Consider the following 13,759-nt stretch of genomic DNA (forward strand, 5'->3'; position numbering starts at 1 on the left):
CAGAGAATAGCATAATTCACCGCCAAGGAAAACGATTGCGCGCTTTGCACTTCACTCTTCAAGCTGCCTCTTTGTTGGCTGCATCTGCTCACCCCAGTCACTTACTTTTGTAAGCTCCAGGGGACTCACAAATTTGCCGCCTCGATGCAACTCGAATAGTTTTGTGTAAAGAGGAACTGGGTATCTGCAGAATTAAAACGGGAAAGCGATCAGTTCAACGTCGTCAGGGGTGACTTTGATCATCGAACCTTCGGTGTGCCATGCGCCTAATACCACGCGGAAAGCGGGTTGCTCATTGGCCGTAAGTTCGTGGACGGCAGGGCGGTGGGTATGGCCGTGAATTAACCACTGAACCTGATGTTTTTCCATCTCGCTAATCACGGCCTGCTGATTCACATCCATGATTTCCAGCGATTTGGTGTGGTTGGCTGCTTTGCTGTTGGCACGCATTTTCGCAGCGATTCGCTGGCGAACGAACAGCGGCAGAGCGAGGAACAGCTTCTGTAACCAGGGTTGATGCACTTTGGCGCGAAATGCCTGATAGCCTGCGTCGTCGGTGCATAAGGTGTCGCCATGCATGATCAGCACCTTGCGGCCATACAGGTTGAGCACTTTTTCTTCGGGAAGCAAGGTCATGCCGCTCGCACGGGCAAAACGTTTACCGAGCAGAAAATCACGGTTGCCGTGAATAAAAAAGCAGGGAACGCCGGAATCAGTCAGTGATTTTATCGCCGCGGCCATTTCACGATGCAGCGGATTAGGATCGTCGTCACCAATCCAGGCTTCAAACAGGTCGCCAAGAATGTATAGCGCATCGGCCTTTCGCGCATCATCGGCTAAAAAACGCAGAAAACCGGCGGTGATCGCCGGTTCTTCTGTGCAGAGGTGAAGATCTGCAATAAACAGTGTCGCCACGATTACTCGCTGACGGTCACGTTTTCGATGATAACGTCTTCTTTTGGCACATCCTGATGCATACCGCTGCGACCAGTGGAAACGCCTTTGATTTTATCAACCACGTCCATGCCTTCAACAACTTCAGCGAACACGCAGTAACCCCAACCCTGCATGCTTTCGCCGGAGAAGTTCAGGAAGTCGTTGTCTGCAACGTTGATGAAGAACTGTGCGGTTGCGGAGTGCGGAGCCTGAGTACGCGCCATCGCCAGCGTACCACGGGTATTTTTCAGACCGTTGTTCGCTTCGTTTTTGATCGCTTCTTTCGTGGCTTTTTGCTTCATGCCTGGCTCGAAACCGCCGCCCTGGATCATGAAACCGTTAATAACACGGTGGAAAATGGTGTTGTTGTAAAAACCTTCGCGGCAGTAGTCCAGGAAGTTTTTAACTGTTTCAGGCGCTTTATCATCAAACGTTTTGATTACGATATCGCCGTGATTAGTGTGGAAAGTAACCATTTTTGCATCCTGTTCCGATAGATTGGTGCTTCGACCCCGTCAAGGGTCAGAGTTAGGGGTGTGTTATAGCATAACCGCAAGCTGCGATCACCTCGCAAAGTGTGCTGCTTCCGGTCTAAATTATGGGTATTATACAGACTTTACTATCCACACACGTCTACACGGAATCTTCGATGTTAAAAATCTTTAATACACTGACGCGCCAAAAAGAGGAATTCAAACCTATTCATGCCGGGGAAGTCGGCATGTACGTGTGTGGTATTACCGTTTACGATCTCTGTCATATTGGCCACGGACGTACCTTCGTTTCTTTCGACGTCGTTGCGCGTTATCTGCGCTTCCTCGGCTATAAGCTGAAGTATGTGCGCAACATTACCGATATCGATGACAAAATCATCAAGCGCGCGAATGAAAACGGCGAAAGCTTTGTGGCGTTGGTCGACAGAATGATCGCGGAAATGCACAGCGATTTCGATGCGCTGAATATTCTGCGCCCGGATCTGGAGCCGCGTGCTACGCACCATATCGCTGAAATTATCGAAATCACTGAACAACTGATTGCCAAAGGTCACGCTTACGTTGCTGATAACGGCGACGTGATGTTCGACGTGCCGACTGACCCGAACTACGGCCAGCTGTCGCGCCAGGATCTGGATCAGCTGCAGGCAGGCGCACGCGTTGACGTGGTTGATGTGAAACGCAACCCGATGGACTTCGTGCTGTGGAAAATGTCCAAAGAAGGCGAGCCGAGCTGGCCGTCTCCGTGGGGCGCGGGCCGTCCGGGCTGGCACATCGAATGTTCGGCGATGAACTGCAAACAGCTGGGCAACCATTTCGATATTCACGGCGGCGGTTCGGACCTGATGTTCCCGCACCATGAAAACGAAATTGCTCAGTCCACCTGTGCGCATGACGGTGAGTACGTTAATTACTGGATGCATTCCGGGATGGTGATGGTTGACCGCGAGAAAATGTCCAAATCGCTGGGCAACTTCTTTACCGTTCGCGACGTGCTGAAATACTACGATGCCGAAACTATCCGTTACTTCCTGATGTCCGGTCATTACCGTAGCCAGTTAAACTACAGCGAAGAGAACCTCAAGCAGGCGCGTTCTGCGCTGGAGCGTCTGTATACCGCGCTGCGTGGCACCGACAAATCCGTTGCGCCAGCCGGTGGCGAAGCCTTTGAAGCGCGCTTTATTGAAGCGATGGACGATGACTTCAACACCCCGGAAGCCTACTCCGTACTGTTTGATATGGCACGTGAGGTTAACCGTCTGAAGGGTGAAGATATGGCGGCGGCTAACGGCATGGCTGCGCATCTGCGTAAGCTTTCCAGCGTACTGGGCCTGCTGGAACAGGATCCAGAAGCGTTCTTGCAAAGTGGTGCGCAGGCAGATGACGGTGAAGTTGCTGAAATTGAAGCGTTAATCCAACAACGTCTGGATGCACGTAAGGCGAAAGACTGGGCGGCAGCTGACGCCGCGCGTGACCGTCTCAACGAGATGGGCATCGTGCTGGAAGACGGTCCGCAGGGTACCACCTGGCGTCGTAAGTAACTCTGTAATGCCCGGTGGCGCTTACGCTTACCGGGCCGTGTAGGCCGGATAAGACGCATCGCGTCGCATCCGGCAGATTAATGTTTCCGATACCACCACAGCACACCCATCATTACGATTCCCGGCAGCCATACCCACATCAACTCCGACATGATCACCTGGTGCCCGTACGGCGTGGCGTAGCGTGATAACGCAAACGGGGCGACTTTAATCACCTGCCATGGCGCGAAGAAGCGCTCATCCGACCACGGCCACAGCCAGCCGACGCCTTTACCGCCGGTGGTGACAGAATCCAGCAGACTGTGCGACAGCAGTGAAACCGTCAGGAATAGCCAGCAGCGAATCAATCCCGCCTTAAACCATCGTCGGCCAATCAAGACGCAGAGCAGCGGTACCACGAAGGCGAACAGCAGTGAGTGGGTAAATCCCCGGTGGCCAAACACATTGCCGTAGGCGACGCCGAACTTAAATGACAACACGTCGGCATCTGGCAGCATGGCCAGAACGATGCCAGCAAACAGTAATCGTGGGGGGATGACTTTAAGTCCGAGACCTAACCCTAAACAGAGCGGAACGGCCGCGTGGGTAACGATAGTGGGCATGATGATCGCTTCGTATGGAAAAACAACATGCTATCAGTTCACTGTGAAGTGGGGATGAAGTCATTATCTGAAAACGAGAGGGGGAAGTGGCCGGATACGGTGTTAACCTCATCCGGCACTTAGGGTCACGCCACGACGTTAATGCTGTGGCCTTCAAAGCTGACGGTCTGTCCGGCAACGATTTTGCAGCGTTTACGCGTTTCAACAACGCCATCGACCTTCACTAACCCTTCGCCAATAGCAATTTTTGCCTGGGCGCCACTTTCGCTCCAGCCTTCCAGCTTCAGCAAATCGCAGAGTTCAACGTGTGGGTGTTTACCCAGTGAAAATGTGGCCATCTTAAACGTCCTTTACATCATGATATTCAACACACGCCTGCAGCGTGTTTTCGATAAGTGTGGCGACCGTCATTGGTCCTACGCCGCCGGGGACCGGCGTGATATATGACGCTCGTGCGGCCGCATCGTCAAAGACCACATCGCCAACAACCTTACCATTCTCCAGACGGTTGATGCCGACATCAATCACAATCGCGCCTTCTTTGATCCACTCACCAGGAATAAAGCCCGGTTTACCGACGGCAACAATCAGCAGGTCAGCATTTTCTACGTGGCGGCGCAGATCTTTGGTGAATCGGTGGGTGACGGTGGTGGTGCACCCAGCCAGCAGTAGCTCCATACTCATTGGGCGACCGACAATATTCGAGGCACCAATGACCACGGCATTCAGACCGTAGGTATCGATGTTGTAACGCTCAAGCAGGGTAACAATACCGCGCGGAGTACATGGGCGCAGGCGCGGCGCGCGCTGGCACAGACGACCGACGTTATACGGGTGGAAACCGTCAACGTCTTTATCTGGCGCAATACGTTCCAGCACTTTCACGTTGTCGATACCCGCCGGCAAAGGCAGTTGTACCAGGATACCGTCGATGGTGGTATCTGCATTGAGCGTATCGATCAGCTCAAGAAGCTCCGCCTCGCTGGTGGTTTCAGGCAGGTCATAGGAGCGGGAGACAAACCCCACTTCGTCACAGGCTTTGCGTTTACTCGCAACATAAATCTGCGAAGCCGGGTTGCTACCTACCAGCACAACAGCCAGGCCTGGGGCGCGTAATCCAGCCGCTAAACGCGCCTGAACTTTTTGAGCAACCTCAGAGCGCACCTGCTGCGCAATCGTTTTACCGTCAATAATCTTTGCTGCCATCAGAGAGAGAATTCCGTCTGTTACGTTAAACCGAAGGGGATGTCACTATTTTGTCAGAAGCGGGGCGTGCTGTCAGTTTTCGTTTGCGTTTTTACGTGCGATAACGGGTGTCATGGTCAGAGAATCGGATCAGCACAGAGGCTGAAGTCTCCCAGGTAATTAATGAGCATGCGAATTAAAATTAACGTGAATGAAACAATGCATCACCCTGGTGTTTTCAGGGGTAATGCGCCATAAACCAGTCTGTTACGTACCTTTATGGGAGCATTTAAGTAATATTCACCCAGATTTTTCTTAGGTCCCAATAAGAATTGGCCAGGGTCAATAAAAGGATTTGCAGGTATTTTTCATTAATTGAAATGTTTAATTTAACCCTGTGACGAATAGTCATATTCGCGAAGATTAATTAGTGAATCAAATACTCAGGAGAGTTGGGGTAAAAGGTTAGCTAATTCTCTTGCGATATATATCTTTACAGGATGCAGAGATAATTAACCTGACATTTAATGTCGATAATGATTCAAACGGATCCCGCAGGATGCCGGAGCCGGATGTGTGTAATTCAAGGGAAATCCATGAAACGTAAATTAATGACCTCTTCTGTTATTGCCAGCCTGATGTTAGTTGCAGGTGCAGCGGTTGCAGCCGATCCGGTAAGCGTTAGCGGCGGTACTGTGCATTTTGAAGGTGAACTGGTCAATGCAGCCTGTGCAGTCAGTACTCAGTCATCCGATCAGGTTGTCACCTTAGGCCAGTATCGTACCGCCAGTTTTACCGCAGTTGGCGATACAACGGCGCAAATTCCGTTCTCCATCGTGCTGAACGACTGTGACCCAAAAGTTGCCGCAACCGCAGCCGTGGCTTTCTCTGGTCAATCCGATATTACCAACAACAACCTGCTGGCTGTCACTTCTGCAGATAACGGTACCACTGCCAGCGGTGTCGGGATTGAGATCCTGGACAATACGTCCACCGCGCTGAAGCCGGATGGAGCTACCTTCTCTACCGCTCAGGCGCTGGTAGAAGGGACCAACACCCTGCGTTTCTCTGCGCGTTACAAAGCCACAGCCACCAGCGCTACGCCGGGTCAGGCAAATGCCGACGCGACGTTCATCATGAAGTACGAATAAGCCGTTCTGATTTGCGCAAGGATGACGTTCGCCTCACTGGATGAGGCAATTTCCGGGGATGATGAAGGATGCGGCAGATGATAGGGAAAGGCGTGGCGCTGGCGGGAATGCTGTGCGTACTGCCTGTGTTTGCACATACGGTAATACTGGAAAGTGGTCGCCTTCACTTACGGGGGCAGCTCGTCAATGGTGCCTGTACGGTCGCTACCGACAGCCAAAATTTGCGGGTGCAAATGGGGCGGTATCGCACCAATGCTTTCTCCGGGACGGGAAGCTTTGCCTCTACCAGCGTGCCGTTTTCACTGCGCTTAACGTCATGCAGCTCCGATGTTTATGACCACGTTGGGATTGCGTTTGCAGGTGTGACACCAGCAGAAGATCCGCAGGTTTTTCTTGCCAGTGGTGATGCGTCTGCGGCTTCGGGGATCGGTCTGGCGTTATTTGATGAGCGCCAACAGCAAATTATTCCGAATGCGCTGCCGCTTCATTATGCGCCGATTATAACGCAAGAGATGACGTTTCATTTCACTGCTCGTTATCGGGCTGTCTCGGAAAATATAACGCCGGGAACGCTTCGTTCAGACGTGTGGTTTACGTTGGTTTATCCCTGATTAATTTCCCAACGATAATCACACCAAAGGTATTTGTAGCTATGTTTAATTATCTAAAATCAGGTTTTATCCTTTTACTGGCCTTATTTTCTGCTGCCAGTGTTCAGGCTGCCGGAGGCATTGCATTAGGTGCCACCCGCGTTATTTATCCAGCCGATGCCAAACAAACGTCCCTGTCTATTAGCAATAGTGATACCAAAGAACGTTACCTGGTCAATTCATGGATCGAGAATAGCGCAGGCGTTAAAGAAAAATCGTTTGTGGTTACGCCTCCGCTGTTCGTCAGCGAACCCAAAAGCGAAAACACGCTGCGTATCATCTATGCAGGTGTTCCGCTGCCCAAAGACCGTGAATCGCTGTTCTGGATGAATGTGAAAGCCATTCCGTCAGTCAATAAAAACAGCCTTGAGGGTAAAAACGTTCTGCAACTGGCGATTCTGTCCCGCATCAAGCTTTTTGTCCGTCCGAATAATCTGCCGCAAATTCCGGAAGATGCGCCCGGGATGCTGAAATTCTCCCGTACCGGCAACCACCTGAAAATCAATAATCCGTCAGCGTATTACGTCACCTTGGTCAATCTCAACGTGGGGAAAACGAAGGTTGATAACGTGATGGTCGCGCCGAAAAGTGATGCGCAGGTCCTGCTACCAACGGGCGTTCAGGGCAACGTCACGTTCCAGACGGTCAATGATTATGGCGCCGTGACCCCGGCCCAAACGGTTAGCGTGCGTTGAGATAACGATGAATAAGACAACGTATTTTCCTGGCCTGTTACCGGGGGTTACGCCACCGCTGGCGGGGGTGGCGTTGTCCACGCTGGCGGCGCTCTTTCCCTCTTTAAGCCATGGGGAAAGCTATTTTAATCCGGCCTTTTTATCTGCGGATACGGCAACCGTGGCGGATTTATCACGTTTTGAAAAAGGCAATCATCAGCCTGAAGGCGTTTATCGCGTGGATATCTGGCGCAACGATGAGTTTGTTGCCACTCAGGATATTCGTTTTACGACCAGCGCGGGAAAAGCCGGGGAGAAGTCTGGTGGGCTGATGCCGTGTTTTGGACTCGACTGGGTGAAGCGCCTTGGCGTCAATATCACCGCATTTCCGGCACTCAGTAAGGATCCGAACGATACCTGCATCAATCTACCTGAGGCGATTCCAGGCAGTGAGATTGCATTTGATTTTTCTACCCTGCGCTTGAATGTCAGCCTGCCGCAGGCGTCAATGTTAAACAGCGCGCGTGGCTATATTCCGCCGGAGGAGTGGGATGAAGGGATCCCGGCTGCGCTGGTCAACTACAGCTTTACCGGCAGCCGCGGCAGTGACACTGACAGCTATTTCTTAAGTATGCTCAGTGGCCTGAACTATGGCCCCTGGCGCTTGAGAAATAACGGCGCATGGAGCTATTCCAAAGGTGACGGATACCACTCACAAAGCTGGAAAAATATCGGTACATGGCTTCAGCGCGCGATTATCCCGCTGAAGGGTGAACTGGTGATGGGCGACAGCAACACCGGCAACGACGTTTTTGACAGCGTCGGATTTCGCGGGGCGCGGCTCTATTCCTCAGACAGTATGTATCCCGACAGCTTACAGGGCTACGCGCCAACCGTTCGCGGCATTGCGCGTACCGCAGCGAAACTGACCATTCGTCAGAATGGCTATGTGATTTATCAAAGCTATGTGTCACCGGGCGCTTTTTCGATAACCGATCTCAACCCGACGTCATCCAGCGGTGACCTTGAGGTGACGGTGGACGAAAAGGACGGCAGCCAGCAGCGCTATACGGTGCCGTACTCCACGGTTCCCTTGTTACAACGAGAAGGGCGTTTCAAATACGACGTGGTTGCCGGGGATTTTCGCAGCGGCAATAGCCAGCAATCTTCACCGTTCTTTTTCCAGGGAACATTAATTGCCGGGTTACCAGAAGGCTACACCGCTTATGGCGGTACGCAGCTGGCCTCACGTTACACCGCGGTAGTTTTAGGCACCGGCCGAAACCTGGGGGACTGGGGGGCGGTTTCTGTGGATTTAACCCATGCGCGCAGTCAATTGGCGGATGACAGTACGCATCAGGGGCAGTCTTTGCGTTTTCTGTATGCAAAATCGCTGAACAACTTTGGTACAAACTTCCAACTGTTGGGATATCGCTACTCAACGCGCGGTTTCTATACCCTCGACGATGTCGCGTATCGCAGCATGGAAGGGTATGAGTATGAATACGACAGCGAAGGCAATCGCCACGACGTGCCCGATGTGAAGAGTTACCACAACCTGAGTTACAGCAAAAAGGGCCGCTTCCAGATTAACATTTCGCAGAACCTGGGAGACTACGGCTCGCTGTATGTTTCGGGGAGTCAGCAAACGTACTGGAATACCTCAGACACCAATACCTGGTATCAGGTGGGCTATGCCAGCGGCTGGCAGGGAATTAGCTATTCACTCTCCTGGTCGTGGAATGAATCGGTAGGCATCTCCGACACCGACCGTATTCTGGCATTCAATATGTCAGTGCCGTTCAGCCTGCTAAGCGGACGGCGCTACTCGCGTGATAACGCGCTCGATCGCACCTACGCCACTTTTAATGCCAACCGCAACAGCAACGGACAAAACAGCTGGCAGAGCGGGATCGGCGGTACGTTACTGGATGGACGCAACCTGAGCTATAGCGTGAATCAGGGGCACAGCAGCACCAACGGTTACAGCGGAAACGCCAGCGCCAACTGGCAGGCGGCTTATGGCACGCTGGGCGTGGGATACAACTACGATCGCGATCAACATGACTATAACTGGCAGCTCTCCGGCGGCGTGGTGGGGCATGCGGACGGTATTACCCTCAGTCAGCCGCTGGGGGACACCAATGTGCTGGTTAAAGCACCTGGCGCGCAGGGTGTGCGGATAGAAAACCAGACCGGCGTGCAAACCGACTGGCGCGGATACGCGGTGATGCCGTATGCCACCGTTTATCGCTATAACCGCGTCGCGTTAGATACCAATTCAATGAACAACAATACCGATGTGGAAAATAACGTTAGCAGCGTCGTGCCAACGCAAGGGGCATTGGTGCGAGCAGCGTTTGATACACGTATCGGCGTGCGGGCGCTGATAACCGCGAAATATGCAGGTAAACCTGTGCCATTTGGATCCGTTGTGCGTGAAAACACCAGCGGCGTGACCAGTATGGTGGGCGAAGACGGACAAATCTACCTGAGCGGCTTACCGCTAAAAGGCGAATTGCTGATCCAATGGGGGGAAAGCGCTAACGCTCGCTGCGTGGCGCACTATGCCTTGCCTGAGGAGAGTCTGAAACAGGCGGTGACGCTCACGAACGTGACGTGCGAATCTCCAACGGCACGACAGGAATAATACGATGAAACGACAAACAGGTTTGTTACTGGGAAGCGCTTTACTGCTGATGGCTCATTCGTCCTGGGCGACGGTCTGCCAAAACTCGAATGGCACACCAACGGATGTTTTTTACGATCTGTCGAACGTCTTTAACAGCAGCAATAATCAGCCGGGGCAGGTGGTGACGTTACCGGAAAAATCGGGCTGGGTTGGCGTTAATGCCACCTGTCCGGCTGGGACAACGGTGAATTACACCTATCGAAGCTATGTCACTGAACTTCCGGTTCAAAGTACCGAGGGTGGTTTTCAGTATCTGAAGCTCAATGACTACCTGCTGGGGGCCATGAGCATCACCGACAGCTATGCCGGGTTGTTTTATCCTCCGCGAAATTATATCCGTATGGGCGTTGACTCGAACGTTTCGAAGCAGAAGCCTTTTGGCGTACAGGATTCAAACCTGGTGTTTAAACTCAAAGTGATCCGCTCGTTTATTAACATGGTGCCGATCCCGCGCCAGACCATGTTCAGAGTCTATGTCACGACCAGTACCGGAGATGCGCTAAGCACGCCGGTTTATACCATCAGCTACAGCGGTAAGGTGGAGGTTCCACAAAACTGTGAGGTGAACGCAGGGCAGATTGTCGAGTTTGATTTTGGCGATATTGGCGCATCGTTGTTCAGCAAGGCGGGGGCAGGAAACCGTCCCGAAGGCATTAATCCGCAGACCAAAACGGTGGCGATAAAATGCACCAACGTCGCCGCACAGGCCTACTTAACCATGCGGGTAGAGGCCGAGAAAGCCTCCGGGCAAATGATGGTATCGGACAATCCTGACTTAGGGTTCATTGTCGCCGACAAAACCGGTAGACCGCTGACGCCCAATAATCTGTCCAGCACGATCCCATTTCAACTGGATGATAACGCCGCGGCAAACGTGAGTATTCGGACATGGCCGGTCAGCGTGACGGGGAATAAACCTACTGAAGGGCCTTTTACTGCCCGTGGCTATCTGCGAGTAGATTATGACTAACAAGCAAACGCCAACTTCATGGGCGCTTCTGGTGATGCTGCCCATACTGACATTCAGCTCGTTGTGCCATGCGGCCTCATCGCTGGGCGAAATCAATATTGAACTGCGCGGAAACGTGGTGGACTTTACCTGTGCGGTGATTGCCAGCGACAGCAATAAGTCGGTTGAATTGGGCACCTGGCCAACAAAGCAGTTACAGACCAGCGGGGATACTACCCAACCAGTCGCGTTTACGCTGAAGCTGGAAGGCTGCCCACCGGGATCCGCGTCAATAACGTTTTCTGGTACTCCGGCCCCCGGTACGACGTTGCTGGCGCTTGATGACGCGGTGATGGCGCAAAAGGTGGCGATCGAACTGCATGACAGTGACCGTACGCGATTACCGCTCGAGCAGGCCAGCCAAACCGTAGGGATTGATGAGAACGGCAATGCCACGCTGACCTTTTTCGCCAACTATATCGCGTTAGCAGACGGGGTTCAGCCAGGCCTCGCCAGGGCCGATGCCACATTTATGATTAACTATAACTAATCAATGCGCGGATAAAACGCTCCCGAACGAAGTCTCGCCGGGAGTGCTATTACATTAATTCATGCATTTTTGCGTAATCGATCAGCTCAACGATAGTATGTAAGCCGAGTTTGGCGTAGATGTTAGCTTTGTGAGCACTAATCGTTTTATTGCTGAGTAACAGCTGCTCAGCAATTTCCTTATTAGAAAGGCCATTTGCCAGATAACGCAAAACCGTAACTTCGCGATTAGAGAGCGGCATGTCATTCAATACACCTTTTTTCATATTTATATTGTTAATGAAGTTAAGGGTGTCTGAAGGGAAAAAAGAATATCCCGATAAAATCATTTTTACCGCATTGTAGATATCATTCAAATCCTTTCGTTTACTGACAAAACCATTTGCACCGGCCCGGATAGCACGCCCGGCATAAAAAGACTCCGATTTGGAGGAGAGAAACAGCACCCGAGTATTCTCCTGCAGAGACTTTATTCTCTTGAGTAATGTAAATCCATCTGAACCAGGTAGTTCAATATCCAGAATGACAAGATCGACAGGGTAAGTGCGCAGGTGCTCTATTGCCGTACGGCTGTCATCGGTCTTCAACACAACCTGGATATTACTGTTTTTTTCAAGTAGTACTTCTATCGACATTCTGACAATAGGGTGTTCGTCCATAATGATAACGGATGCTGGTTTCATTGTTGTATGCCTCAAACTGTATGCGTATCTTGATAATTTTATAAAACATCAGGCGTTATAATATTGTCAAATAGCCAAGGGTTGTTCTGAGGGAGAGTCGAATAAATATTATTTCATCCTTGTTTATTCGGTTGCTCTTCTACAGAACAATGAATTTGTGGAAAATCCATTTCACACTGGGAAAACTAACAATTAATCAGAAAACTATGGGGATTATACCTGCTCTGTTCTTTCGGAAAAGGCTTACAACATTCAGGTTGTTAATGTCAGTTAGGATGTTCTAAAAGATCCAGATGTGTTAATGACTATTGGCATTATTTTACTGCTGTTTGAATTATGGCAGACTGAAAAAAATTTTTAAATGGTAAAAACAATACAATAAACTAATTGTTTAGGATTTGTTAAGGTGGGAATGACGCTATTTGTGCTGATATGCACAGAATCAGTATGGTTTACTGGGGTGGTGGAAGTTAGCATAATACCAGGAATAGTTGTAAATATTAAATAGTTGTGAAATTTAGATCTTTTATCTCATATAAAAATAAGTAATTTCCTAAAAAATCTTATGGCACATAGGGTTAGGGTGTTAAATTAAATGAGCAGAGGTAACGCTGAGGCGATGTATCAGGTGCAAAAAACGCTGCCGGTTTGCTAAGCCCAGACGCGCAATCAGCTGGTTCAGGCGATAGATGATACGGTGGTAGGGGCGAGCTTGTAACAAAGCAATCTCTTTTAAGGAGTTACCTTGTAAGAGTAATTCCACCATCTCCCAATCGAGCTGGTTTATGTGCCTGGAGTGAATATAGTTAAGGACTGGCGACAATAAAGCGCGGCGCATCTCCGGGAGGCGCAGGCTACGTGACAAGATATAAAATGGACCGGACAGAGAAATAAAAGGGATTAGGTCTTCATCGTGGCGGGAAAGTAATATGAAGATTTGGATGTTATTCCGCGGTTTAATTAGCTGGCGCAGATACTCCAGAACATCAAAATAAGAGATTGTTAAACCTTCCATATCAACCACTAACTGACTAATTACCGACTCTCGCAGGCTGATTTTGGCCGATTCAATGGTCTGGAAGATCGCGGTACGTGCTCCTGAAAATAAATGTCGACCCAGCGCATAGGCCAGATAGTAATCTGTCGTAATAATCGCCTGAGATATAGTGTCACTCGGTAATGTGTATTCGAGTTTTTGCGTCAGATACTCAAGTTGGTCAAATACCTGTGATGTGTAGTGAGGATATTGCCAGGTACAGTTAGTGTTTCGTATACGGCGATGTCGATCCCGGCGTTTTGCGCTGTGCATCCTTTTCCATTCCATTTCTGTTGCGGCAGGTCTGGATAAATTGCTGGCTATAAACATCCCTGACCCAAATTTTCTCCAGCGTAAAGGCGAGCTTCCTTGTGCTGTTGGGTTTCAATGCTTCAGCAATCATCAGACTGGCAATTGCGTATCCCATCAGAATAATCTGCCGGAAGTTTTCTGATGTCTTACTCAATTCCCAAAAAGTCGTTTTATCCAGTTCAACCTCTCTATGGGATTAGATAAAATATTACCGGGTGTGTCTTTCTGTTACCCCGGAAATAGTAAGCCAGGATTATTCTGGCAGCATGGAGATAGGTACAGTAGGTGCCGATACTTAATTGGTG

The 13,759-nt window shown here is 50.6% G+C and carries 14 protein-coding genes; 7 read left to right on the forward strand and 7 right to left on the reverse strand.

From position 1 onward, the window contains the following. Positions 1 to 192: 192 nt before the first annotated feature. Both lpxH and ppiB read right to left on the reverse strand, forming a co-directional pair. Entirely contained in the window at positions 193 to 915 is a 723-nt protein-coding gene (gene lpxH, locus OGY68_RS07035; protein WP_057067799.1) for a UDP-2,3-diacylglucosamine diphosphatase, read from the reverse strand. A gap of 2 nt (positions 916 to 917) precedes the next feature. Further along, a complete protein-coding gene (ppiB, locus tag OGY68_RS07040; RefSeq protein ID WP_003021875.1) occupies positions 918 to 1,412 on the reverse strand; it encodes a peptidylprolyl isomerase B in 495 nt (164 codons plus the stop codon). 173 nt (positions 1,413 to 1,585) lie between these two features. Here ppiB and cysS point away from each other — a divergent pair, with 173 nt between their 5' ends. Next, positions 1,586 to 2,971, forward strand: coding sequence for a cysteine--tRNA ligase (cysS, locus tag OGY68_RS07045; protein ID WP_003831109.1), 1,386 nt, complete (start codon positions 1,586 to 1,588; stop codon positions 2,969 to 2,971). Positions 2,972 to 3,048: 77 nt separating this feature from the next. On the opposite strand, the gene OGY68_RS07050 is transcribed toward cysS, so the two are convergent. The 3 genes from OGY68_RS07050 to folD form a co-directional block, all read right to left on the reverse strand. After that, positions 3,049 to 3,573, reverse strand: a complete 525-nt coding sequence (locus OGY68_RS07050) for a metal-dependent hydrolase (protein WP_057067804.1) — start codon at positions 3,571 to 3,573, stop codon at positions 3,049 to 3,051. A gap of 125 nt (positions 3,574 to 3,698) precedes the next feature. Beyond that, positions 3,699 to 3,911, reverse strand: a complete 213-nt coding sequence (ybcJ, locus tag OGY68_RS07055) for a ribosome-associated protein YbcJ (RefSeq protein ID WP_003831111.1) — start codon at positions 3,909 to 3,911, stop codon at positions 3,699 to 3,701. A gap of 1 nt (position 3,912) precedes the next feature. Next, positions 3,913 to 4,779 carry a bifunctional methylenetetrahydrofolate dehydrogenase/methenyltetrahydrofolate cyclohydrolase FolD gene (gene folD / locus OGY68_RS07060; RefSeq protein WP_003831112.1) on the reverse strand — a complete coding sequence of 289 codons (867 nt, stop codon included), beginning with the start codon at positions 4,777 to 4,779 and terminating at the stop codon, positions 3,913 to 3,915. Between the two features lie 575 nt (positions 4,780 to 5,354). Here folD and fimA point away from each other — a divergent pair. The 6 genes from fimA (at position 5,355) to sfmF (ending at position 11,424) form a co-directional block, all read left to right on the forward strand. Further along, a complete protein-coding gene (gene fimA, locus OGY68_RS07065) occupies positions 5,355 to 5,909 on the forward strand; it encodes a type 1 fimbrial major subunit FimA (RefSeq protein WP_032934356.1) in 555 nt (184 codons plus the stop codon). Positions 5,910 to 5,986: 77 nt separating this feature from the next. Next, the gene (gene fimI / locus OGY68_RS07070) at positions 5,987 to 6,520 is read left to right on the forward strand and encodes a type 1 fimbrial protein subunit FimI (protein ID WP_057067806.1); all 534 of its coding nucleotides are present in this window, start codon (positions 5,987 to 5,989) and stop codon (positions 6,518 to 6,520) included. 41 nt (positions 6,521 to 6,561) lie between these two features. Then, positions 6,562 to 7,254 (forward strand): type 1 fimbria chaperone FimC, encoded by a 693-nt coding sequence (fimC, locus tag OGY68_RS07075; protein WP_008784004.1) that lies wholly within the window; start codon positions 6,562 to 6,564, stop codon positions 7,252 to 7,254. 7 nt (positions 7,255 to 7,261) lie between these two features. Further along, positions 7,262 to 9,883 carry a fimbrial biogenesis usher protein gene (locus OGY68_RS07080; RefSeq protein ID WP_057067808.1) on the forward strand — a complete coding sequence of 874 codons (2,622 nt, stop codon included), beginning with the start codon at positions 7,262 to 7,264 and terminating at the stop codon, positions 9,881 to 9,883. A gap of 4 nt (positions 9,884 to 9,887) precedes the next feature. After that, positions 9,888 to 10,895 carry a type 1 fimbria D-mannose specific adhesin FimH gene (gene fimH / locus OGY68_RS07085; RefSeq protein WP_048214757.1) on the forward strand — a complete coding sequence of 336 codons (1,008 nt, stop codon included), beginning with the start codon at positions 9,888 to 9,890 and terminating at the stop codon, positions 10,893 to 10,895. Positions 10,896 to 10,929: 34 nt separating this feature from the next. After that, positions 10,930 to 11,424 (forward strand): fimbria assembly protein, encoded by a 495-nt coding sequence (sfmF, locus tag OGY68_RS07090; RefSeq protein WP_187392937.1) that lies wholly within the window; start codon positions 10,930 to 10,932, stop codon positions 11,422 to 11,424. 49 nt (positions 11,425 to 11,473) lie between these two features. Here the strand turns inward: sfmF and fimZ are convergent, their stop codons facing one another. Continuing rightward, positions 11,474 to 12,106: a fimbria biosynthesis transcriptional regulator FimZ gene (gene fimZ / locus OGY68_RS07095; RefSeq protein WP_003831119.1), complete on the reverse strand. Its 633-nt coding sequence runs from the start codon at positions 12,104 to 12,106 to the stop codon at positions 11,474 to 11,476. A gap of 586 nt (positions 12,107 to 12,692) precedes the next feature. Beyond that, complete coding sequence (fimY, locus tag OGY68_RS07100) at positions 12,693 to 13,415, reverse strand: fimbria biosynthesis regulator FimY (RefSeq protein ID WP_032942589.1); 723 nt, start codon at positions 13,413 to 13,415, stop codon at positions 12,693 to 12,695. Positions 13,416 to 13,759 lie beyond the last annotated feature (344 nt).

Origin of the sequence: Citrobacter sp. Cpo065 (genome assembly GCF_030332805.1) — a bacterium.
GTDB classification, from domain to species: Bacteria; Pseudomonadota; Gammaproteobacteria; order Enterobacterales; family Enterobacteriaceae; genus Citrobacter; species Citrobacter portucalensis.

What these genes read in the sequence shown, in the direction of transcription:
- ppiB (WP_003021875.1), bottom strand. Translation starts at nt 1,412, where the DNA reads ATGGTTACTTTCCACACTAATCACGGCGATATCGTAATCAAAACGTTT.
- fimI (WP_057067806.1), top strand. Translation starts at nt 5,987, where the DNA reads ATGATAGGGAAAGGCGTGGCGCTGGCGGGAATGCTGTGCGTACTGCCT.
- fimC (WP_008784004.1), top strand. Translation starts at nt 6,562, where the DNA reads ATGTTTAATTATCTAAAATCAGGTTTTATCCTTTTACTGGCCTTATTT.
- fimH (WP_048214757.1), top strand. Translation starts at nt 9,888, where the DNA reads ATGAAACGACAAACAGGTTTGTTACTGGGAAGCGCTTTACTGCTGATG.
- OGY68_RS07050 (WP_057067804.1), bottom strand. Translation starts at nt 3,573, where the DNA reads ATGCCCACTATCGTTACCCACGCGGCCGTTCCGCTCTGTTTAGGGTTA.
- cysS (WP_003831109.1), top strand. Translation starts at nt 1,586, where the DNA reads ATGTTAAAAATCTTTAATACACTGACGCGCCAAAAAGAGGAATTCAAA.
- fimZ (WP_003831119.1), bottom strand. Translation starts at nt 12,106, where the DNA reads ATGAAACCAGCATCCGTTATCATTATGGACGAACACCCTATTGTCAGA.
- sfmF (WP_187392937.1), top strand. Translation starts at nt 10,930, where the DNA reads ATGCTGCCCATACTGACATTCAGCTCGTTGTGCCATGCGGCCTCATCG.
- fimA (WP_032934356.1), top strand. Translation starts at nt 5,355, where the DNA reads ATGAAACGTAAATTAATGACCTCTTCTGTTATTGCCAGCCTGATGTTA.
- folD (WP_003831112.1), bottom strand. Translation starts at nt 4,779, where the DNA reads ATGGCAGCAAAGATTATTGACGGTAAAACGATTGCGCAGCAGGTGCGC.
- ybcJ (WP_003831111.1), bottom strand. Translation starts at nt 3,911, where the DNA reads ATGGCCACATTTTCACTGGGTAAACACCCACACGTTGAACTCTGCGAT.
- OGY68_RS07080 (WP_057067808.1), top strand. Translation starts at nt 7,262, where the DNA reads ATGAATAAGACAACGTATTTTCCTGGCCTGTTACCGGGGGTTACGCCA.
- fimY (WP_032942589.1), bottom strand. Translation starts at nt 13,415, where the DNA reads ATGCACAGCGCAAAACGCCGGGATCGACATCGCCGTATACGAAACACT.